Here is a 21,200-nt window from a genome sequence, read left to right as displayed (position 1 = left end):
AATGTAAGGTTATTCATGGCGGATCAGTTAATTCGTGCAACAGCAGCCGAAGGTGGAATTCGTGCCGTAGGTGTGATCACCACACGTTTAACAGAAGAAGTACGGGAACGCCATAAGCTTTCCTATGTGGCAACAGCAGCACTAGGTCGGACTATGGCAGCAGGCTTGTTAATGGCTTCTGGTATGAAGCGAACTGGGTCGAGGGTTAATGTCCGAGTCAAGGGCGATGGGCCTTTGGGTGGCATATTGGTAGACGCTGGCTTGGATGGTACGGTACGCGGATATGTCGGGAATCCATCTGTAGAATTGCCTCCCAATGCCAAAGGTAAGCTAGACGTTGGTGGTGCAGTTGGTGGCGGCTACCTCTACGTTGTGCGGGATATCGGTTATGGTTATCCCTACTCTAGTACTGTTGAACTAGTTTCTGGCGAAATTGGCGATGATGTGGCTCATTATCTGGTGAATTCCGAACAAACACCTTCAGCTTTAGTTTTAGGTGTGTTTGTGGGAGCAGCTGGAGTAACTGCGGCTGGAGGATTACTGGTGCAAATATTACCCAAAGCTGCCAGAGACGAAGCCCTAGTAGAAATATTGGAATCACGGGTTGCTGGTCTAGCAGGATTTACGCCATTGTTGCAAGCAGGGAAAACTTTGACTGAAATCTTTAGCGACTTGTTAGGAGATATGGGGCTGGCAATCTTTCCCGAACGGCAAATGCTGCGTTTCCACTGTGGTTGTTCTTTCGATCGCGTTTTGGGGGCACTGAAGATGTTGGGAGAAGTGGAGCTGCAAGATATGATTATTAAGGATGATGGTGCTGAAGCAACTTGCGACTTTTGCGGCAGCGTTTACCAGGCAAGTAGCGATCACTTAGCTCAACTCATTGCCGATTTGCAAGCTGAATCTACTGTTTCAGAATAAAGTATAAAATAGCACTGATTTTTGAGATTGTTAATGGTATTCTGTGGAGAGAGATAATCAAAAAAGTAGCTTTTTAATTACGAGAAAGTTACTATGGCAACAATGGAATTATCAAGCTAAAACAGAGCGCTATTCAATTATTTTGGTGTGAGAGATGACAGAGCGGGATATTCCAGACAGTTGGTCTTCAGCCAGTGGAAAAAAGCCAGATCAAAACAAAAGATTATCCCGAACGGAACAATTCGGTGAAACTCAACCATTTGATGTCCCAGCTACTGGTTCTACCTCCAAGTCAGTGAAGCGGCGAAAAAAAAACGATACGCAAGGATTACCTATAAATAGTCATTCAGAAGAAGCTACCCAACTCAGTAAAAGTTCTGGGAAATGGCCACGCTGGATGAGAAGCTGGGTATTGTGGTCAGTACTGCTAATGTTAATTCCCGGCAGTGTCGGATTCTTGGCAATAGCAATGCTGCTGAAGTTGCCAGCTGCCCCTAATTGTCCCTCGATTTTCTGGCCCCTAGCTAGTGCTTCTGTGCGGCTGCACTGCGCTCAGTTGGCGGCTTCTAAAGAGACAGTGAACGACCTATTGCAAGCGATCGCTCTGGTGAAGCAACTACCACAAAATCACCCGTTGCATGGAGAAATTGATCGTTTCATCGAAGAATGGTCACGGGATATTTTGAAGTTAGCCGATCAAAGTTTCCAAACTGGGAATTTAGATGAAGCGATCGCTACTGCCCAGAAAATACCCCAAGACGTGGTTGCTCATAAATTAGTCGATGAGCAAATTGGCAAATGGCAGTCGATTTGGTCAAAGGCAGAAGCTACATACAACGGTGCGATCGCCGAAGTAAAGGAACGACACTGGCAATCGGCATTCATGTTATCCGCCAAAATGCTGCGCGTAGACAATCAATACTGGACGGGTACTAAATACGACCAATTGAATCGTCTAATTGCCACAGCGCGGGAAGATGGCGATAAGTTAGGAAAAGCTGAAAACTTAGCAAGTAGTAAAGTAGTTGATAATTTACTAGAAGCGATCAAGCTAGCCGAATCCATAGATCAGGAAAGTTACATTTACGAAAAAGCTCAGTTAGCGATTCCGGCATTTGGACGCAAAATGCTGGAATTGGCACAGGCAAAACTAGACAAGCGGGATGCAGATGAGGCGCTGAATATTGCCAGACAAATACCGGAAAGTGCAAAACTACAAACCGAAACAGATGACTTTATCGACATAGCTGACGCGAAAAGAAGTGCTTGGATAGGTAATGTTTCTGGTTTGGAGGCTGCGATCGCCCAAGCACAACAAATTGATCCTTCCAGACCAGTGTATAACGAAGCACAGCAACTGATTGCTCGTTGGCAGTTGGAAATTGAAGATGTTGCCAATCTAGAAAAAGCGAGAATATTGGCTAGTCAGGGAACAGTCCCTAATTTAACAGCAGCGATCGCCCAAGTGGAACTTATCCCTACTAGTAATCCTAGGGCTACAGAAGCTAGACAAGAGATCGGTCGCTGGCGTGGCCAAGTAGAGACAATTGAAGACCAACCTTACTTAGACCGCGCCGAACAGATCGCGGTATTTGAGGATATTAACTCCTTGCAAGCTGCGATCGCTCAGGCCAGCGAAATCCGTAGAGGTCGGGCATTATATCCAGAAGCACAGAAAAAAGTTCGGACTTGGATCGGAAAGATTCAGCGAATTCAAGACCAGCCGTACTTGGATCAAGCCCAAGAACTGGCTCAGAGTGGAAATCTCACCGCCGCCATTGGCGCAGCTCAACAAATTGCCTCGTCGGGAAGGGCGCTTTCTGGGGAAGCACAATCTGCCATAAATGATTGGGAAGGTCAAATCCGCACCAAAGAAAACTGGAAAAAAGCCCAGGAAGTCGGGGCGGCTGGCACGCCAGAAGCCTTAGTTGAGGCAATACGGCTGGCAGATCGGGTTTCAAACAATAGCATCTTACGTATGGATGCGAATCAGGCTATTGACCAGTGGAGTCAGCAATTGTTAGAAATAGCCCGCTCTCAAGGTCAGTCTGATATTGCCAGAGGGATTGAAATTGCCAAATCGATACCACGCAGTAGTGCTGCTTACAGTACGGCGCAAGAGCAAATTAAGGCTTGGCAGCAATTTCTCAATCCACAACCGCAACCGGAACCTCAGCCTCAGCTTGAGTCTCCACAATTGCCACCATCAACGACTATTAATGGTCAGTAATATCCTTATTAACGATTAAAATCTTTTGATTCGGCATTTTCAAAGTGTATTAGGACTTACGCAAAACTACACGGTGTAGGGGCAATTCATGAATTGCCCCTACAAAAATTTATTCTCCGATCCCTTCTCCCCATTCTTTAATTACAGAAAATAGTGATGAGTAATCATCATCAGCAAATGACATTTTCACGGCTGTTTGCAAGATTTGCCGCACACCTTTAATATTGCTGAGATCCAAACTCAGAGATTTCGCTTCCGAGATAAACAATTCTGTATCTTTAAGCAAGTGTTTTGTGGGGAAATCGGCATTAGCATAATTGCCATCCAACATCCGTTGTAGCTTTTTGTCAAAGATAGGTGCGTAGAATGAACTGTCGCGCAATATTTGCATAAACACATCCACATCGACACCCTGACGCTGGACAAAAGCTAGACTCAGAGCAAAGCAAGTTGTTAGGGAAGCTATTAGTTGATTTAGTGCCAATTTAAGCGCCGCCGCAGATCCCACCGGACCGATAAGTAAAGGTTCTGTCCCAAAATTTTGGAGTAACTTTAAGTGGCGTTCATATTGTTCTGGTTCGGCACCTACCATAACACTCAACTTACCAGCTTTTGCTTCCGGGATACTCCCTAATACGGGTGCTTCTAAATACTCACCACCACCTGCAACAACTGCATCTCTAATTTCCTGGCTTTGTGTGGGAGTAATTGTTCCCATTTGGATGATCGTGCGTCCTTTCAGAGTTTGCCAAGCCGTATCTGAAAGCAACACATTATAAATGGCCGAGGCATTAGTAAGCATGAGGATTACACACTCAGCAGCACGAATGGCATGGCGCGGATGTGTGACAATTTCAGCCCCAGCTGCTTGTAGTGGTGCTAATTTTTCTGGGGTGCGATTGTAGGCAACTAGCTGTATATCTGCGGCTAATAACCTTTGAGCCATTGGTAGTCCCATCAGTCCAGTTCCCAGAAATGCCACCTTCATTTTTCATGTTCCTTTGGTACAGCGTCAAACAATTTTGGATTTTGGATTTACCGCAGGGCTATTTCATTCTCATCTAGTCTGCCTCAGAATGAATTCTGAGTCTAATAGCACTCATTCGTCTAAAAACGACTAAGAAAAGGTTATAGTCCGTTAAAACGGACTTTAGCTATTAGCCGCTGAACTTCAGTTCTGGGCGGTTTCTGTCTAGAACGAAATAGCCCTGGATTGACCCCAGCAATCAAGTCACTGCCTCTGTCATTTAAGTTTCCCTACTCTCTAACTCTTGGCAATCAACCACCAGCAGCAAAAGTCGCCATAATTATCACTGAAAGTAAAATACCTGGAGTAAGTAAGGTTACTAGCATTAGTAGGTCATGAGTATTCATAATTATTACTTTTGGAGTGTGTTTAACTTTATAGTAATCACTGTTATGCTATTTTAACTTTTAAAATTTACGTTTACTCTGGCAGAGTCAATCCTTTTAGTGGTTGAGAAACTTCTGTCTTGTCCAAACCTTTGCTCTGAACTAGGACTCCAAAACCACCTAGTCCTGTGGGATCTATAAGCTGGTGTAGTGCGTCCCGCCGCTTTAGTAACTGTGAGAGGGATTGCTGTTGCTCAGAAAGGGCTGCAATACGTTCGCCTAATCCCAACGCCATCAAAAATAATCCCTGCTGGATAAAACCGACTTTCTCTAAACTACACCGCTCACCCCAGCGTGACAAAGCCGTAAAGTCAACATGGGCAGTGATATCTTGCTTTCCAATATTGATATAGGGGTTGTCATGGAAACGATGATGATAATAACACTGTAGCGTTCCTTGCGATCGCCTGGGATTATAATAACGACTTGCGGGGTAGCCATAATCAATTGTTAACACATAGCCGCGCTGCAAGCGGTCTGCTACTATACTCAACCAGTCTAGAGCAGCTAAATTAATTTCACTGCGATAGCCATCTGGATATGGACTTTGAGCAAAGTCGATTTGCACTAAATCCAAATATTCAGCTAGTTGGGGCGTTGAAGGTTCCCCTGTGACTTCTACAAATACAAAATTTGACCTCTCCCCCAACCCCTCCCCTACGAGGGGAGGGGAGTAAGATTCGCCCTTATCTTCTAGGGAAGGGGGTTGGATTGTCACATAAATTTCTCGGAGTTCTCCCGTTTCTAGAATGAATTGATGCACGGGGAACGCGTCTACTAATTCATTAGAAAAAAAGCAGCCTGCGATCGCATTCGGTGGTATATCCTCTAGATTGCACCAACGTACAGGTAAATCTTGCAAACGTTGCTGCTGTTCTTGTCTTAAAGTTGGGGACTTTTCAACAATGATGTACTCCAGCGCCGTAAAAAAATCTGGGTAGCGTAGCTGATGATATTTGAGGATATGCAATGCCAGCAATCCTTGACCTGCTCCCATTTCTACCAGAGAAAAGGGTACAGGTTTTCCTAAAATCTCCCACATTTGCAAAAATTGTTCTGCTAGTAACTCGCCAAAGTCAGCACAGAGGTTTGGCGAGGTAAAAAAATCACCACCCTGAAAGCCAATTTTGACTGCATCGCTGGAATAGTAGCCATGCTCAGGGTAGTATAATAGCATATCCATGAATTCAGCAAAAGTAATTCGTTGTTGAGGATTAGTGGTAATGTGATTTGCGATCGCTGCACACAATGCTGGATTTGAATCCATAAAATTTCAGATTGGGGAGTTGAGAAAATAAATGAATTATGAATGATGCAAAACAAAATTCATAATTCATAATTTCCCTAACGGTCTACAAACCCCATAATATCGATCACTGTATTATGGCGCTGGCATTCATTGACAGAAAAAACTTGAGAAGTTTGCAGTTCCATGCGATCGCCTACCAATCTAACGCCACAACATGATTCAGTATCCAACTACATCAAATACTTATTTTGTCAATACTTCCTTCAAAGCATAAATCGACGGTGCAAAGAAGTAGCCGCCGCCAGTGGGAATCACCCAATCTTCAGGTGCAGTCAGTTCTTTAGTTTGAGGTTTATTTTGGTCATCCTCAAGGTGGATAAAGAACTTGCGTGTGCGATCGCCACCTGGTTCGTTATTTCCACTTTGACCAATAATTGGATCGTGACCAAGAGTTAATTTACCTTCAAACTCGTGACCGGTAGCAGCCTCCTTACTGAAGTTTTGATTGTTAACCCAGTTCTGGGTTACAAACTCAAACTGGTCTACAATCGAGGTCTGATAAGCCAAAAAGTGCAGACCACGATCAACAAACTTCTCATCTTGTAGCGGATTGTTCGGTGTCGAAGGAGACACACTACCATAAGGAATGCCGCGACGGAGCAAGCGGTGTGTTTGAGTGGTAACTTCACTGCGATCAATCTCTTCAGTAGCTGGGCCTTCACCTCCTGGTGTTTTGTCGTTGCGTGGATAAGTTTTGCGGGTATGGGCAATAAACGGGCAGCGCAGACCTGTTGCATCGTGGGAAGGCGGAACTACATCGTTTTTGAAAAATTTTCCATCTGGTGGATCTTCACCGTTGAATTCAAAATCATTATTGGCATTATCATCATTACCCAAACTTGGAGCATCTTTTTCGGGCGTGCGGACAGTGGGAGCACCACTAGGCCAGCGACCAATCAGCTTTGCGCTCACCTTTCGAGGGTCGGTATTTAGGTTAGTAGCAGTGTCGTTCAAGAACTTGTGAAACTTGTACACATCTTGACGCAATCGCCGGAATACAAGGTAAGAGCCATCATTCGCCCAGTGTAGTCCTGCCGACACAACCTCACCTTTGCTATCTTCCAACTTTTTAGCATCATTGTCCTGACCCGCATAGCCAAAAACGAACTCTCCTGGCCACAGAAGATCCTGTCCTGGTTTGCCCTGGTTTGGGTTCTCTGGGTTCTGCCTGGGGGTGAGAAGTTCTTTGGGATTATCAGCAACCCGGCCACGAATCCCAGGTTGCGAAATTCCATCAAGGTTGCCAAAATGCTCATGTCCAGACAGGGGTGAGGGTAAGTTCGCTCCCTCTTCCAAGAAGGTAATTCTGGCTCCGCTGCTTTTAGCATTGCCTTGCCCGTCTGTAAATGCCACAATGCTTTCTAAGATCCGCGAAATTTCTGCCAGCAAGTCCGCGCGTTCGTCGCTAGCAATGATCAAAACCAGATCAACTTTGCCATTATCCGGGCCACCCACAACCCAGCCAATCGGGTTGCCATTCTTATCCACCGGGTCTTTCAAATCAACAGCGCGTTTTGCTAGCCCAGCTTTAAAGGATGTATCCTTAAATGCATCGGCATCATTGGTTAGTTTCTTCAGCCCCTCAAAGGAGAAAGCTATATTGACCCAGGTTGCCTTAACAGTGCCTTCTCGTCCTCGTCGTTTTCTGCAAGACTTGAATAGGCGGTTGAAGGCAATCACTTCTGAGGCGGTGGCAATGAAGTCGATTTGTGACTCAAGCCACTGCTTGAAGGCATTTGGATTTTCAATTTCAAGGAACAAGAGCGCCTGGTAGTCTTTATTGAATCCACCGAGAATGTTGCCTTGAATGTTGTTGACATTGAGAACAGGCTCATTAGGCGCAGGGACGTAGAAGAATGTGTTTGTTTGTTGACCTTCTAACGGATCAGGAGCAGGTGCTTCACGAATTATTTCTTGTGTCATAATCAAAATTCTGTTTATGGTAAAGCCTATTGGCTATTGCAAAATGGAAAGATGAAATCAGGTATCCCTGTTGGGAACCTGTGTTAAATTATCCGACGTAAGTAAGCGATTTATGCAGGAATTCTATTTATTCTTGTCATGGTTATAGCAACTTGCCCAAGCGATCGCGATCGCCAGCCCAATCAATTCTGTCCAACGCCAAATTAAAATTTTAAAAGACAATTTACTACCTAACCACTCACCAACGACACCAGCACACCATTAAGATCGCGGACACGAGCAATTGTTTGTCCTCCATGCTGGGTTTTAGGGGCATCTAATGCTTTTGCGCCTGCCCCGATCGCTTTCATATAAGCGCTGCCAACATCAGGAGTGATAAATGATATCTGGATTAATGCCGGTGGTTGTGTGGGATCGTTGGCATGGAAGCCGCCAGGAAATAACTTTTGTGCTTCGCTACTAGAGGAGAAAGCTAATGTCGTGTTTCCGGTTTCGATTTCCGCCCAGATAAAATGCCCCCGATCTTCGAGAGTGCGACGAACTAGACCAAAAGCTTTTTCATAAAACTCAACCGTCTTAACTACATCCTCTACCCAGATGACCGTGTAACCAAATTTCACAGTTTTTTCTCCTGATTATCAAAATTAATGTTGGCAAGAGCCAGAGCAAATAGAATTCGCGGCTATACAAACTCTCGTCCGCCTCCGGCTTCCCTCTCCTTACTAAGGAGAGGGATTGAGGGTGAGGTTTGTCTTATATTTAACTTTCTAGTATGTAAGGGGCTGTTGCGAGAGTTTGCGCCCCTGTTTGCATCAATTTTATATCTGATGGCGACCAATCATGAGGACTTTGACAGTGATGTGCCGCTAGCAATCCCCATAATCCTCTGGGAATCAAAATTGGTACAACTAGGTTGGCGCGAACCTGCATATTGCTGAGAAAATCTCGGTGACAAGGCTCGATTGGCTCTAATTGAATATCAGCGATCTCTCTTACCCGTCCTGCTAAGTATAAAACAGCATACTCATCATTAAAACAATCATCTGGACCAGTGGAACCAAGTATTGAGAATTCTTTAGAACTCAAAGATTCAAAAGTCACCTGTCCTTGCCACCGTCCATAAAAATAATACAACACCACCCGATCAACCTGAAGCGATTCTCTGAGTTGATTAGTTGTTTGCCGGACTAACTCATCGCGCTGCATTGTTCTGATAAGGCGATCGAGCAAATTTTGCAAACCCTGTTCGCGGCGATCGCAGTTCGGGTTAAAATCTGAGTGATAATTAATTTGCACAGTCATATAATTACAACTAAGTAAATACTGCTGAATTTATATAGTAATTTATTAGACCTTATATAAACACATTCTTGCATTTATACCAGCAATTCATTTTAACTAACATAACATTAGAACCTCACCCCCTCCTCACAAACATCCCTCTCCTTAATAAGGAGAGGGACAGGTTTTGCGTAGCATAACCAGGGTGAGGTTTTCTTCTGCTATTAGATAGATGCTAATATTTTTGATTCTCCAAACATTGGAGCAAAGCTACGGTAAGCTGACAATGCTGCTTCCTTAACAGTTGCATTAACAATTGGAAATGTCGTAAGGATGTAGCTAAATTCATCTTCAGTTAAACCGTAAAGGTGTGCTATCATCCCATCGAGTTCGGCGCGTAACTTAGCGCGTTCTGTTTCATCGGTAACGCCTTGTTGATGGGAAACTAGACCGACTTCTTGCGCGAGTTCGTCAAATTCTGGTGTCGTGCAGATGAGCTTGGCAGCGCGTTGTACAATATCGTTGAAGTTGCGATCGTTTTTTGTTAAACGTGGGACGGGCATTTGATATATATAAAATATTGTTAGATTTTGGCTAATCCTTTGCCGAATGCCATAGTCAAACACAAAAGAGTTTAAACAAGCCATAGCAAATAAAATTTCAGCTTCACTAATAAATTGTTCTATTTGTGAATTTTCTTTATTAAAAATGATGCTAGCATTCATCGAATGACCGAAAAAAACCTTTGGAGGTAGTACAGATGCTATTAAAGACCTCTCGTTTGTACTAGCTGCTACAGAACGATAAACCAATCTATACATTTCATAATTTAATTTTTGACACTCATCTTTATGACGACGGAATAAAGCTTTTCTCCCTTCCTGTTCATCTACCCAAAATCTCGGTTCAGCATATAGGTGAGTAAATTGATGAATCATTTTACCTTCATACAGTGGTAATCTATTCTTTGAATATGACTTAAATAAATTCTTATCATCAGTCATGTGAAATTCACGGCTTAAAGAAAGATTCCACTTATCCTTAATTTTCTCACCCAGTAATGGGAATTTAGTCATTTTTTCAGAAATATGGAAGTCTATTTCATTTTTAAACTCCACTACTGAAAGTGAGTCAGGTGATAAACGGCGTATAAGCTCAATACTTATTGATATACTATCGTTGCTTGGAAATCTTTGTAATTCCCCAACATCGTGACGCATAAAAGCAGCAGGAAATTTTTCAGTGTTACCGCCTTTTTCAAAAGTAAGAACAACAAATTTAAAACGGCTATCAACACCTTCAAAAATTGTTTTGCGGTTTTCAAAGCAGAATAGCCCAGTCACCTTACTCTTACTAAATAACATTTCACGTAATTGTTTGGCTCCTAAGTCATTATAAAAACTACTAGGAATAACAATACCGCATTCAGCACCAGGATGTAATAAGTTAAAACATTGCTCTAAAAAAAGTTTGTACAAATTAATATCTGTTGTCTTTGACTTCTTACCATTAACAACAGAAATTTGGTTTTGATAGTGTTTAGATGAACGATAATAAAGATTTACATGAGGAAACCTGCTTTTGTATTCCAACCATGCGGTTGCAATTTCTTTATCTTGCAACAGCTTGTCCTTTGCTTCTTCAAAAGTATGTATATCCATCTTCTTCTTCGTCACCAAATCATTATATTGGGCGAAGAACTCTTTTGCATCTGGTTTAAAACCTTCCCAAGGTGGATTAGTGATAATTGCATCAAAACCGCCACGTTCCAAAACCTTGTCAAAATGATAACCCCAGTGAAACGGCTTTAAAGCTGCAATATCCTCAACCTTCAAAACACGCTTCTGTGATTTTCCAGTTAGCTGAACCTCCTCATACTTAATACCCAAACGCTTACTAAACTCATCCAACAGCAAAACATTTAACTTTTCTTGGGATTTTTTATTGAGTTGTTCAATATTTTTGCGGAGGTGTATCAATCGAGTCTCTTGAGGTGTATCTGTATCGGGTAAGACTTTAGGTAAAAAAGCGTGTTTTTTGTACAACTCAACAGATTTATTCTTTTCTTCCAGAATTTTCTTATAATTATCTGCGGCTAAAGACTGTAATAAATTTCCTTGTAGTGAATTTCCCACAGCATCAAAAGCTGTTTCATCAACCCGAATTAAACCAATTAAGGAATTACCCGCCATAATATTAAAATCAATATTAGGCAAAGGTTCTAACTCTTCCACATCGTGAGCAGAAGAAACCAAAGCTAAGAAAAGACGTAGTTTAGCAATTTCCGTTGCTTCCTCCATGATATCTATACCATAGAGGTTATCAGAAACAATCCGCTTTTTTATAAAATAAAGTACTGATGGATGCGAACTTTGGATATCTTCAAGCTGATTTTTCAGAGAGCAATTACCCATCAATTCAATAGTGCCAATTACGGCACTATAAACTTGAATTAGCGTCTTCATCGCCGCCACTAGAAAAGCACCATAACCGCAAGCTGGGTCAAGAATTGATAAATTAGGAAGAATATCTTCCATTAGTAGATGACAAAGATTTACATCCAACTTGATCAGAAGTTCATTAATATCCTCAAATGGCTTATACTTATCAGATAGTGCATCATTCACGCGGTCTACAATTAACTTGTGAATAGTTCTATCACAGAGATATTCTGTAATCTGCGGTCTAGTATAATACGCTCCAAAAGCCTTTTGATTAATGTACTTTTCAAAAATATAACCCAATACATCAGGGTTAATTTCATCATCTTTACCTTCTGGCGTATCATCCAGATTCCAAGAATAACGCTCAAATAAATCTAGAACTTGCCCAAACGCCTCATCAACTATAGAAATATCATATTTATCTTCAATATGATGTTTCATAAATAGACCACCATTCAGGTATTTAACCTTTCCTACCAATTCCTGAACAGATAAATCGCGGTCAATCTCAGGTTTAGCAAAGCTTTCAAAAAACAAAGCCTTGAGAAATTCACTATAAAAATAATTATCACCTTTTTGCTTACTTAACTAAAATTAAGTCCGCCAGCGCAGACTTTAAGAAACCCTATTTATACGAGTTAAATTTTTAACCATGCTCTTGATACCTTTATAAATCCTTTATCTTTGATTAAGGTTGAGTGATATTACCCAAAAGTTATTGATTTATTTCAGCGCCGACTTTATTTGTGCAGCCACAATTTTTAATCGTCACGTATATTTGCTGATTACTTTATCAAAACGCCTAATTGCTTTATCAAAATACCTAATTACTTTATCAAAATACTTAAATGCTTTTACAAAAAGCCTTATGATTTACTTTAAATGGCTTATGACTTACTCATTTTGGTGTATTCCGCAAGCAAAATGAGCTTTTACTTATTCAAACCCCAGTTTGCTTTCTTATTTCAGTGTTTTACGTAAAGCGTAGATTGGGTTGAAGAACAAAAATACAGCGCTTCTGTGTTGATTTCAATATAGACCTAACCTTATATCTTGCACCTAGCCCTGGCCATTAGAAATCGCAGCTATACAAATTAAGTACACATCTTAATATGATAAATCTTGTGGGGTGGGCAGGAAAGCCCGCCCTTGTGTACCTCATTCAGATGAAATGTGCTGTATTTCTATTTCACCCTTAACCAACTAAATATATCTGCTGGCGTAATTTGCCAATCTACTAATACATTAAGAACAGTCAATTTATCATGATTATATTTTACTTCAGGCAACTTATGAGGTTGAAATACCATCACCGATTTATCATTAGAGTCAATAAACCAACCTAATTTTGTACCATGATTAATACAGAAAATAATTTTATCAATCACATGGTTAGGAGATTGGTCAGGTGAGAGAATTTCAATAATCCAATCTGGATAAAGTTCAAACTTGTTGGCAATTTCTCCAGATTCATCAACAACAAGCCGTGACCACTCAAAGACAGCAATATCTGGAACTAAAGAACGTCCTCCAAATGTGCAGCGTAATTCAGTTAATGCTAAAGCTTTTTGCTCAGATTCACTTACCTGATTAATCTCCGTTGATAAACGAGTTTGGATTCTGCTATGTTTTCCCTGCGGCATTGGTTTTTGGTGGTTTTTTTTATCAATATATTCACTAGCTGGTTTAGTTTCTGGTAATTGCAGAAACTCTGTCAAAGAAAGATTAGATGATAATATAACCATAAAAATTACTCCTAAAATAATTAGATTATATCTTGAAAGCTACGCGATAAGGGCACAGCATTGCTCATTGGTGTCAACTTAACCTTAAAAGGGCGGTTAGAAACCGCGTCTACACAAGCAAAACCCACCGACCTGGGTTAAAAACTTTTGATTTTCTCTTAGTCCACGGAGGTGGCCTACCCTTCTCCTGACGGAGACGCTGTTCGCGTTCGGGTTCTCCGAAGGAGTACGTTTGTATAGCCGCGATTTCTAATCGCCAGGGCTAGGTGCAAGATGTGAGTTAAGAATATTTGTAGGTTGGGTTGAGGCAATGCGTTACCCAACATTTAGCGTGGTAGGTTGGGTTTCACTTCGTTCAACCCAACCTACAATTCTACAAACTTTAATTTACGAACCCTCAAATAATCCCAAAGAACAAATAATCTGAGGTTCTCGCTTATCCATTTCTTCAGTCACAATACACAAACGGTCATCTATCCGTAGCGACACCACTAACTCAGCCAACTGCTGATTATTAATACCGCTTCTCAGTTGACGATTAAAAGTATCAATAGCTGACTGTCGTAAAGGATAACGGTAAATTTCGTCAATTGCTTTTAAAAGTTCATCACTAACAAATTCTGTTCCCTTCATATCTTGAACATAACCCTTGAGTCGTTCATAAGTGCGAAACCTTGCACCTGATGGTCGTCCCAATTGACCGCCCGCATTTTTCTCTTCTTCAGCAATCAATTCACCACCCTTTTTCACTAACTCATGATGCTGTTCGTCTCTGGCTATCGCTGGGGTAGATTCTTCACACGCCGCCACCCGCAGCACCGCTAATTGTGATTGAGTAACGCTATTTCCATCGCGGTCAACATAAATCAAAGAATCATTTCCCTCAGTGGTTTTCATATAAAGCAATACGCCCTCTGGTTGCAGAGGTTGCGGAGTATGGGCGCGGGTAGAATAAACCACATTTTGCATTTCTTCAATTGTTTTTTTCAAACTTGGATTGCCATCAGTGGCTTTTTTCCAGATTTGAAATGCTTCTGATGTCAAATCAACTTCTGTATCTTCTTCACCATCTAAAACTCCAGATTTCTCATTGTACAGGTCGAGAATTACTCGTGCATCATCATCTTCAAAAAAAGCTTCATCAGTTCCCACCACTTCCGCATTTTCTTGTAGTCGTTTGCGGAGTCGTCCCCGCAAATTAATAATCCGTTCTACTCCCTCGGCTGGTAAAAAAGAATAACAAAGAATTTGGTCAGCATTTTGTCCAATGCGGTCTACCCGTCCTGCACGTTGAATTAAGCGAATAATTGCCCAAGGTAAATCCCAATTGACGATAATTGCACAGTCTTGCAAATTATGACCTTCACTTAAAACATCAGTAGCTATTAAAATCCGCAACTCATCTGATGATGAAATTTGCTGCCGTTTTCCATTACTCACAGGGCTAAATCTTCCCGTAATTACGGTCAAGATAACTTTTATTGTAAGGAGTAGCAGATAATAAAATACATTTGCTTTCGTTAGCAGCAATATATTCTGTAATCGCTCGATAACGTTTACCTTCGCGGTTACGTAAGTTGTGACTTTCATCAATTAATACAACTCGGTAACGGGGAAGTTTTGGTAACTTATATTGTACTTGACTAATTGACATAACTTCGGCAAGTAGCCGATAATTATTTACATATTCTTGCCACATTGGGACTAAATTTTTCGGGCAAAGAATCAATGTTTCTAAATAACAATCTTCTTGTAATATCTTCGCAAGGGCGGTTCCAACTAAAGTTTTACCCAAACCAACCACATCGCCCACTAATACGCCACCACGCCTAGTTACATGACGCGCTGCTAGCTGCACGGCAGCTTTTTGGAAGTCAAATAAATTGTTAAATTCGCGGGGTATACGAAATTCTGAAAGTCCGGCGATCGCTTCATGGGATAAATGGTAAGCTATCTTTAGGTAGATGTAGTAAGGTGAGATTACCTCCTCCCTAGCCCAACTCCGATCAATAATCTCTGCCAATTCTTGAGATATATCTACACAACCGTAATCTTGCCAGCGATCGCTAAACCACTTTTGCAGTTTATTGCAAGCATCATGATCTAAAATATCAACATTTAACTCCCCTTGTTTCGCCAATCCGGGAAGAGTTAAATTACTACTACCCAAAAATCCCACAGTTGGAGTGTTGGGATCATTACGATGCACAAGATATAACTTAGCGTGCAGGGGATGTCCCAGAAACAGTTTAATAATTAGTTTCTGAGTTTTTAGCTGATGACTTAACTGCCGCAACCCCGCTTCATCCTGATTAGTGGGGGCACCAATAGCCAACTGCTGGCGAAATTCCGAAGCCATGCGTTTTTTCAACCGCACGATAGCACTATTATCAATCCCTCTATCACCACTACCAAGGGTAAATGCTGCATGAACTTCATCACTGGGTAAGCTTTGCATCCCAATTAGCAAACGGCAACAAGCCTTTTCACTACCAAGATACTGTTCAATTAAATCATCAATTTTTCGCCAACCTCTGAGGTTAAAGTAGCCAACGCAAAAATCTGCCCGATAAGAGACTTTGAGAGTTTCTCGTAAAATCTGTAACAGTTCTAAGTTAATGTTGTCAAAAATCCGGGGCATTATTTAAAACTCTTAAAAAGAGAGGATTTATAAATATTTCGTACCTATGTTATAGCGTTTATCGCCCTTTGTAAGGTACAAGAACCCCACCCCCAACCCCCTCCCCGCAAGCGAGGAGGGGGCTATGATGTACCTCACCCCGATAAAGAATAAGCTTTATCTCCCCTCTCCTTAGTAAGGAGAGGGGTTGGGGGTGAGGTTTTAAACCTTTAAGAATTTTGTTCCCTGTTCCCTGTTCCCTCTTCACTTGATAAAAAAATAGAGCAGTTGCACTGTAATACAACTGCTCTAAAAAGTACTTAGATAGATATTATCTACCTATCCACAGACCCCATGATTATGTCAACACTGCCGAGAATCACCACAACATCTGCAACCTTCATTCCGCGCAGTAAATGTGGGACAATTTGAAGGTTGTTGAAGTCCGCGGCGCGAATTTTCCACCGTAAGGGGAAGACATTATCATCGCCAACCAAATAAATTCCCAATTCACCTTTGCCACTTTCTACACGAGAGTAGATTTCACCTTTGGGAATCTTGAAGGTAGGGGAAACTTTTTTGCCAATATATTGATAATCAAATGCGTCCCACTCTGATTTTTTCCCTGCGGCTAAACGTTTAGCTTCCAGATTTTCGTAAGGGCCGCCAGGAAGTCCTTTAATTGCTTGGCGAAGAATCTTCACAGATTCGCGCATTTCCCGCATCCGCACCACGTAACGGGCAAAGCAATCACCGGCTGTTTCCCACTGCACATCCCAGTCGAAATCGTCATAGCATTCGTAATGGTCAACTTTCCGCAAATCCCATTGCACGCCAGATGCACGTAACATCGGACCAGAAAGTCCCCAGTTAATTGCTTCTTCACGGGTGATAGTACCAATACCCTCAATACGTCGCCGAAAAATGGGGTTATCGGTTACTAAGCGTTCATACTCATCAACTTTGGGTATGAAGTAGTCGCAGAATTCCAGACACTTATCTACCCAACCATAGGGCAAATCGACTGCTACCCCACCAACGCGGAAGTAGTTGTGATTCACCATCCGATAACCTGTAGCGGCTTCCCACAAATCATAAATCATCTCCCGTTCTCGGAACTGGTAGAAAAAGGGAGTTTGAGCGCCCACGTCAGCGAGGAAGGGGCCAAACCATAGCAAGTGGTTAGCGATGCGGTTCAACTCCAGCATGATGACGCGGATGTAGCTAGCGCGTTTGGGGATAGCTACACCTGCAAGCTTTTCTGGGGCGTTGACAGTGACGGCTTCGTTGAACATTCCCGCAGCGTAGTCCCACCGACTGACGTAAGGGACGTACATAACATTAGTGCGGTTCTCAGCAATTTTTTCCATTCCCCGGTGCAAGTAGCCGATAACCGGTTCACAGTCAACCACATCCTCGCCATCCAGGGTGACAATTAGCCGCAGAACCCCGTGCATTGAGGGGTGTTGTGGCCCCATATTTAGCAGCATTGGTTCAGTGCGGGTTTCTAGTCTGGTCATAGATTTCGTGTTCTCCGTTCGTGAAAATTTTGAATTCTACCGCGCAGATGCCAACTAGACCCAATTTATCTTGTTTGCCAAAATGAGGTTTGTAGGGGCAATCTATATAATTTTGACTCTACAGGGTTATGTTGGAGAGAGGATAGCAGCAAAGGAGTTGTAATTGATGTTTCATTTTGTTGCACCTCTTCAATTATTATAGGGAAGCTTGATATGCAAGGGATTGAGACACAGGTTTTTTTTCATGTAATCTCTTTTTGCGCTTAAAATCCTGTAGTGGCTAAATAATACAGAATTGACAGAACTGTTATCTGCTTGCAGAATACTAAGACATTCCCCTGTATGTATATCCCACAATCTCACTGTTTGATCATCACTGCAAGTAGCTAGAACTGCATTATCATATTAACCCTGGCTTACCTCACCCTCAATCCCTCTCCGATATATTGGAGAGGGAAGCTGGAGACAGGATGAAGTTTTGCATTTTATTTAATCCACGTTGCTTAGTATCTATGCTCCACAGTCTTTAACTTTTCGCCAGTCACAAATTACGCTACAATCTTTAACCCCTGTTAGTTCTGTACGCTCGCCACATCCATCGTGAAACACTATCAACAACAAACCAACGCCTTCCACAACGATTACCTAAACAACTTGTGGGGAGAAATCCAAGCTTGTCCTTACTTTGCTATCAACAACCTCAACCGCGATTTTGTCGCTACTAAAGGATTCTCCGTAGTATTTCAACGTTCTGGATTAGCAAAAGTAGAACAGCAGTTTCCGTACTTCAAGCCTTACCTCGATTTGGCTCTCCAGGCAAATTGTAATGCTTTTTACCTCAATCCTTTACAGCTAAAGGAAGGCTCCCGTGTCGATCCGCATATTGATCGCTCCTTACGTTCCTACTCCAAAACCATTGAACCGCCTGCGGTTGTCAGTGTGCTTTATGTGCGAGTCCCAGCAGATATGGAAGGGGGAGAACTGGTATTGCGATCGCACAAACGCCAACTTGGGCAAATTAAGCCCCAAATCAATACTTTACTTTATTTTCAAGGTGATTTAACCCATTCGGTTAACGGTGTGAAAACCCCAGGAAATCGCCTAAGTTTAGTTTGTGAACAGTATAGTTTGAGTGATGCTGAACTCCAGGAAATTCCAGAGTTTACCGTGGAGTCAAGAAGCTCTCAGTCTACAACCAAAAAGAGAAAGTATGCCTCATAGTTTAGTGTTAAATTTGCTACCTCAATCGCCAGTTTCACCACAGTTTCTCACAGGTAGACATCTCCATGCCCTATTTTTAACCCTCGTTAGTTCTGTAGATCCCACATTGGGCGATCGCTTGCATGATTCCACTGCTGATAAAGCTTTCACTCTTTCTCCCTTACAAATTATTAACACAAACTCTCCCCTTTTTAAGGGAAATAGAGGGGAATCTAAATTGCAATATTCACATCAACAACCCATTCTTGCCAATACACCTTGTTGGTGGCGCATCTCTTTATTAGATGATACTTTATTTGGCAAACTTACCCAACTCTGGCTAAATCTTAATCCCAATCGCCCTTGGCATCTTGGCCCTGCTGACTTGTATATTACCAGCATTGAAGGCACACCTCAATCTATTCAACCTTGGGCAAATGCCAGTACTTATATTCAATTATACGAAGAAGCTAGCGATGCCTACGGCGGCAAGCTACGCAATTGCTCTATTAACCTTACCTTCTCCACCCCTACCGCCTTCCGTCAAGGACAGTATGACAATACCCTTCCTACCAGAGAATCTGTTTTGAATTCCCTACTTTCGCGGTGGAATAAGTACAGTTGCATAGAATTTACTCAGATTGCGATCGAGTCAATCTTCTCTTCTTTTGTCAACATTCACACAGAAATATTAGCTGACTCCCGTAGCAAATTTATTGGCATTATTGGCGAAGTTAACTACAAGATTTTAGGAGCAATTGAACCGATACAAATTAAGCAAATTAACGCTTTAGCTGACTTTGCTTTATATAGCGGCGTCGGGAGAAAAACAACTATGGGCATGGGGATGACACGGCGGCTGTATTCTCACTAATTTAAATAATAATTTAAAAACCACCTAAGTTATGAATAACATCGAATATATTTCCATTGCGGCATTGAGTCAATACGCTGGAAATTTTGGATTAGAATTTATCAAAATTGGTTTGAAAGAAAGTTGCACACGGCGTTAAATTGGGGAAAGGGTGAGCAAGCAGCCCACCCCAGACTATTATCTATTTAGTAATACTTTATACTGATGCTTCAGTAGCAGTTTTGCCAACCAGCATTGCAGTATTTTCGTCGCTTTCAAGGATACCGAATTCAATCAACAACTCTTCTAACTCTTCCATCTCGATAGGTGTGGGGATAGTGAGGTTCTTGTTGTCGATAATTTTGGTAGCTAATGTCCGATATTCATTAGCTTGGTTGCTGTCAGGTGCATACTCGTTAACAGTCATCCGGCGCAATTCTGCGTGTTGAACGATGTTGTCACGGGGTACGTAGTGAATCATTTGAGTGTTCAAGCGTTTTGCCAGGGTTTCGATTAGGTCGATTTCCCGGTCTGTGTTACGGCTGTTACAAATCAAACCACCCAAACGCACGCCACCAGTGTGAGCATACTTGAGAACACCACGAGCAATGTTGTTAGCAGCATACATCGCCATCATTTCACCTGATGTCACGATGTAGATTTCTTGTGCCTTGCCTTCACGGATAGGCATTGCGAAACCACCGCACACAACGTCACCTAATACGTCGTAAGATACGAAGTCTAGGTCTTGGTAAGCACCGTTTTCTTCTAAGAAGTTGATGGCGGTGATAATACCACGACCTGCACAACCTACACCGGGTTCTGGACCACCAGATTCGACGCAAAGAACGTCACGGAAACCCTTGAGCATCACTTCATGAAGTTCTATATCTTCTACTGCGCCACGTTCAGCAGCGAGGTGAAGAACGGTTGTTTGAGCTTTGCTATGTAGCATCAAACGGGTAGAGTCAGCTTTGGGGTCGCAACCGACAATAAGAATGCGCTTACCTATTTCAGCCATTGCTGCTAGGGTGTTTTGAGAAGTGGTAGATTTACCAATACCGCCTTTACCATAGAAAGCTATTTGTCTAATCTTTGGGTCAGTCATGGTTGTGTTTTCCTACAATGATTTAGTTAATGAATCTGAAGCTTGATGTGAAATCTTCACTCTTGATGCTGTTGGGAAGTACAGCCTGTTTGCGTAGATATATAGCAACTTGTCGCTAGACATCGCACCCTAGTAAAAACAGTCAAAATCAGAATATATTTACCCACAAAACGATTGCTTAAGGGATAGATAAATCTCTATTTCCTAATAACGAAGCCTTGAAAACTTTGACTTCAGTATTGTAAGTTTTTGTAACAGAATTCCAAATGGTTGCTCAAGCCTCAAGAGTGGTTGCAGCAGCAATTCAAATGAACGCAGATTTGTTCTCTGAACCACACAACCAACCAAATTGCAATCCACTCTAAATGTCGCTACAACTTCTCTGATTTTGTAGATGTCAATTCGTCAAGAACTTCTATAGCGCTTCTCGTTTTGTGATTGATGCAGCCGGATAAATTCCAGCCCAAAAGTGGTAGCTACAGGTGCAATACTATATATAATGTCTGCACAGGCAACCCCAAACATTTTGGCTTAGACTAGTATCTTGGTGACTTTTAACAGTATGGTTAAATTCCTGAAAATTTTGGAACGACACCATTCTGCTGAGAGTTTTCCTTCCAAAAGTCAGCAACT

At 42.0% G+C, this 21,200-nt stretch carries 16 protein-coding genes and 1 pseudogene; 4 read left to right on the top strand and 13 right to left on the bottom strand.

Going from position 1 to position 21,200, the window contains the following annotated elements; genetic code table 11:
* The first annotated feature begins 15 nt into the window (after window positions 1–15).
* Both hslO and V7K31_RS26910 read left to right on the top strand, forming a co-directional pair.
* Entirely contained in the window at window positions 16–921 is a 906-nt protein-coding gene (gene hslO / locus V7K31_RS26915; protein ID WP_335098504.1) for an Hsp33 family molecular chaperone HslO, read from the top strand.
* 154 nt (window positions 922–1,075) lie between these two features.
* Window positions 1,076–3,151 (top strand): chromosome segregation ATPase, encoded by a 2,076-nt coding sequence (locus V7K31_RS26910; protein ID WP_335098502.1) that lies wholly within the window; start codon window positions 1,076–1,078, stop codon window positions 3,149–3,151.
* A gap of 109 nt (window positions 3,152–3,260) precedes the next feature.
* Here the strand turns inward: V7K31_RS26910 and V7K31_RS26905 are convergent, their stop codons facing one another.
* The 12 genes and pseudogenes from V7K31_RS26905 to V7K31_RS31995 form a co-directional block, all read right to left on the bottom strand.
* Window positions 3,261–4,139 carry an NAD(P)-dependent oxidoreductase gene (locus V7K31_RS26905; protein ID WP_335098500.1) on the bottom strand — a complete coding sequence of 293 codons (879 nt, stop codon included), beginning with the start codon at window positions 4,137–4,139 and terminating at the stop codon, window positions 3,261–3,263.
* Window positions 4,140–4,598: 459 nt separating this feature from the next.
* Window positions 4,599–5,831 carry a class I SAM-dependent methyltransferase gene (locus V7K31_RS26900; protein WP_335098498.1) on the bottom strand — a complete coding sequence of 411 codons (1,233 nt, stop codon included), beginning with the start codon at window positions 5,829–5,831 and terminating at the stop codon, window positions 4,599–4,601.
* 77 nt (window positions 5,832–5,908) lie between these two features.
* Window positions 5,909–6,043 carry a hypothetical protein gene (locus tag V7K31_RS26895; RefSeq protein ID WP_335098495.1) on the bottom strand — a complete coding sequence of 45 codons (135 nt, stop codon included), beginning with the start codon at window positions 6,041–6,043 and terminating at the stop codon, window positions 5,909–5,911.
* A 13-nt stretch (window positions 6,044–6,056) separates the two neighbouring features.
* Entirely contained in the window at window positions 6,057–7,796 is a 1,740-nt protein-coding gene (locus tag V7K31_RS26890) for a Dyp-type peroxidase (protein WP_335098493.1), read from the bottom strand.
* 230 nt (window positions 7,797–8,026) lie between these two features.
* A complete protein-coding gene (locus V7K31_RS26885; RefSeq protein WP_335098490.1) occupies window positions 8,027–8,416 on the bottom strand; it encodes a VOC family protein in 390 nt (129 codons plus the stop codon).
* A 139-nt stretch (window positions 8,417–8,555) separates the two neighbouring features.
* Window positions 8,556–9,098, bottom strand: coding sequence for a GAF domain-containing protein (locus V7K31_RS26880; protein WP_442941390.1), 543 nt, complete (start codon window positions 9,096–9,098; stop codon window positions 8,556–8,558).
* Window positions 9,099–9,301: 203 nt separating this feature from the next.
* A complete protein-coding gene (locus V7K31_RS26875; protein WP_335098488.1) occupies window positions 9,302–12,058 on the bottom strand; it encodes an Eco57I restriction-modification methylase domain-containing protein in 2,757 nt (918 codons plus the stop codon).
* Window positions 12,059–12,705: 647 nt separating this feature from the next.
* The gene (locus V7K31_RS26870; protein WP_335098485.1) at window positions 12,706–13,266 is read right to left on the bottom strand and encodes a Uma2 family endonuclease; all 561 of its coding nucleotides are present in this window, start codon (window positions 13,264–13,266) and stop codon (window positions 12,706–12,708) included.
* A 387-nt stretch (window positions 13,267–13,653) separates the two neighbouring features.
* A complete protein-coding gene (locus V7K31_RS26865; protein WP_335098483.1) occupies window positions 13,654–14,706 on the bottom strand; it encodes a helicase C-terminal domain-containing protein in 1,053 nt (350 codons plus the stop codon).
* A 4-nt stretch (window positions 14,707–14,710) separates the two neighbouring features.
* Entirely contained in the window at window positions 14,711–15,907 is a 1,197-nt protein-coding gene (locus V7K31_RS26860) for a phospholipase D-like domain-containing protein (RefSeq protein WP_335098480.1), read from the bottom strand.
* A 314-nt stretch (window positions 15,908–16,221) separates the two neighbouring features.
* Window positions 16,222–17,406 carry an NAD(P)H-quinone oxidoreductase subunit H gene (locus V7K31_RS26855; RefSeq protein ID WP_335098478.1) on the bottom strand — a complete coding sequence of 395 codons (1,185 nt, stop codon included), beginning with the start codon at window positions 17,404–17,406 and terminating at the stop codon, window positions 16,222–16,224.
* Between the two features lie 189 nt (window positions 17,407–17,595).
* Window positions 17,596–17,808 (bottom strand): annotated as a pseudogene (locus V7K31_RS31995) (WD40 repeat domain-containing protein); the annotation flags it as partial.
* A 198-nt stretch (window positions 17,809–18,006) separates the two neighbouring features.
* On the opposite strand from V7K31_RS31995, the gene V7K31_RS26850 reads away from it, so the two are divergent.
* Both V7K31_RS26850 and cas6 read left to right on the top strand, forming a co-directional pair.
* Window positions 18,007–18,627 (top strand): 2OG-Fe(II) oxygenase, encoded by a 621-nt coding sequence (locus V7K31_RS26850; protein ID WP_335098477.1) that lies wholly within the window; start codon window positions 18,007–18,009, stop codon window positions 18,625–18,627.
* The gene (gene cas6 / locus V7K31_RS26845; RefSeq protein WP_335098475.1) at window positions 18,617–19,480 is read left to right on the top strand and encodes a CRISPR-associated endoribonuclease Cas6; all 864 of its coding nucleotides are present in this window, start codon (window positions 18,617–18,619) and stop codon (window positions 19,478–19,480) included. Before V7K31_RS26850 ends, cas6 begins: the two co-directional genes overlap by 11 nt.
* A 196-nt stretch (window positions 19,481–19,676) precedes the next feature.
* Here the strand turns inward: cas6 and nifH are convergent, their stop codons facing one another.
* A complete protein-coding gene (gene nifH / locus V7K31_RS26840) occupies window positions 19,677–20,567 on the bottom strand; it encodes a nitrogenase iron protein (protein ID WP_335098473.1) in 891 nt (296 codons plus the stop codon).
* Between the last annotated feature and the right edge of the window lie 633 nt (window positions 20,568–21,200).

The organism is Nostoc sp. (assembly GCF_036917675.1).
Classification (GTDB): Bacteria; Cyanobacteriota; Cyanobacteriia; order Cyanobacteriales; family Nostocaceae; genus Nostoc.
The sequence above is the reverse complement of the archived record's forward strand: the minus strand, read 5'-3'. Positions and strand labels throughout refer to the sequence as shown.